The organism is Mesorhizobium sp. M5C.F.Ca.IN.020.32.2.1 (assembly GCF_004023105.1).
Lineage (GTDB): Bacteria > Pseudomonadota > Alphaproteobacteria > Rhizobiales > Rhizobiaceae > Mesorhizobium > Mesorhizobium wenxiniae.
Window position 1 is genome coordinate 1 of sequence record NZ_RZSX01001004.1, and the last position, 2,119, is coordinate 2,119.

At 63.8% G+C, this 2,119-nt stretch carries 1 protein-coding gene and 1 pseudogene; one reads left to right on the plus strand and one right to left on the minus strand.

Annotated elements, in window-relative coordinates:
• On the minus strand, positions 1 to 1,337 hold a 1,337-nt coding region (locus tag EOA86_RS32085; RefSeq protein WP_164892202.1), incomplete at its 3' end, for a helix-turn-helix transcriptional regulator.
• 249 nt (positions 1,338 to 1,586) lie between these two features.
• Between EOA86_RS32085 and EOA86_RS32090 the strand changes: the two are divergent.
• Positions 1,587 to 2,119: pseudogene (locus EOA86_RS32090) on the plus strand (isocitrate lyase); the annotation flags it as partial.

Below are 2,119 nucleotides of genomic sequence, written 5' to 3' on the forward strand. Positions count from 1 at the left end.
GGACAGGGCGTGGCCGGATTGGTGCCCTGTCCGGCTTTTCCTGTCGCTGCGGCAGCCGGCCCCGGCAGTGCCGCGCCATAGACGATCTCGTCACGAAAGCCGATGTCGCAGCCCAGCAGAAGTGCGGTACGGCGCGGGCGCTCCGAAAATGAGCCTTGCGGTCCTTCGAGCGTGCGGGCGACGCAGAGGAATTCGGCGCCGTCGGGCATTTCCACCGCCTCGACGAAGATCTGGCCGGGCTGGGTAAAGGCGGCATGCACGGGAAGCTTCGGACAATTGCCGCCGAAGCGGCTTTGCGGAAAGCCCTGGCTGCCCGCTTTGCGGAAGCGGTTGCCGGCATTATCAACCTCGAGCATGAAGAACGGCACGCCCGGCGTGCCCGGCCGCTGCAGCATGGTCAGGCGGTTCGCCGCCTGCTCGAAGGAGACGCCGAAGCGCGAGCGCAGCACGTCGATGTCGTAACGGGCGCGGTGTGCTGCCGCGTGAAAGGATTGATAGGGCATCATCAGCGCATGGGCGGCGTAGCGGCCAAGCTCGAAGCGGGCGAGCCGGCGAGCTTCATCCGTGCTCAGCTTCAGCGCCTGGATCTCGCCTGCCACCGCGACCGTCATGCGGATCAGACAGGCCTCCATCGCCACCTCGCGCAACTGGTCGAATGGCGACAGGCGCTCGGACAGAAAAAGACGCTGCGAGTGGCGGTCGTAGCGGCGGCGCCAGTTCGGCATGGTGGCGACCGGCAGCACCTTGACGACGATGCCGTATTCGCGCTTCAGCCAGGCCTTCAGCGCACTGAACAGATCGTCGCCGGGATCGAGCACCGACGTGAATGCCTCGGCTTCCGCTTCGAGCGCAGCAAAATGGTTCGGCCGGCGCTCGAAAATCTCGTGCACCTCATCGATCGGCAAGCGGGCGCCGGAGAGTGCCGTCGCTTTGCCCTCGCGCGCGAGAAGCTCGTTCAGGTCGGAAAGGCGCTCGGCCTGCTCGCGATAGGCGCGGAACAGTTTTATCACCGCGGCGGAAGCGTTGGGCGCCGCCTCGGCAAGCTCGATCAGCTCCTGGTCACCTGGCAATTCGCCGACCAGCAGCGGATCTGAAAACACCTCCTTCAAGGCGGCGACCGACCCTCTCGCCTCGCCCTGCAATTCATGCGGGTCGACCTTGTAAACAGAGGCCAGCCTCAGGATCAGCTGGACCGTCAGCGGCCTCTGGTTGCGCTCGATGAGATTGAGATAGGACGGCGAGATGCCGAGCCCTTCGGCCATCGCCGTCTGGGTCAGGCCCTTGGCGCTGCGGATACGGCGGATGCGCGGCCCGGCGAAGATCTTCTGATCGGCCACTCGACTGTCCTTGACAGAAATTTACATGACTTCTGCACGGCGATGGCCATGTCGGCGTTTTACAATCGCGACAAAATTACAGCGCCTAGCTGTCAAACACAACACAGGTTTTCACTTATTTTCCCGCCAATCTTCTGGTTTTCCTCGCCTGTTTCGCGCTGAAATGTAAATGCTGTCACACCAAAACGGCGCGGAATTCTCCATGAGGCGGCGTTTCCATCCCAGCAGCGATTTACCCGGAGTGACCAAATGACCGATTTTTACAACCTCGTCCCCTCGGCGCCGGAAGGCCGCTTCGACGGCATCGAGCGGCCCTACTCGCCAGAGGACGTGAAGCGGCTGCGCGGTTCGGTCCAGATCCGGCAGAGCCTCGCCGAAATGGGCGCCAACCGGCTCTGGCAGCTCATCCACGAGGAGGACTTCGTCAACGCGCTCGGCGCCATGTCTGGCAATCAGGCGATGCAGCAGGTCCGGGCCGGGCTGAAGGCGATCTACCTGTCTGGATGGCAGGTCGCCGCCGACGCCAACACCGCATCCGCCATGTATCCGGACCAGTCGCTTTATCCCGCCAATGCGGCGCCCGAACTGGTCAAGCGCATCAACCGCACCCTGCAGCGCGCCGACCAGATCGAGACCTCCGAAGGCAAGGGGCTTTCCGTCGACACATGGTTCGCGCCTATTGTCGCCGATGCGGAAGCCGGCTTCGGCGGACCGCTCAATGCCTTCGAGATCATGAAGGCCTTCATCGAGGCGGGTGCCGCCGGCGCCCACCACCAGGACCA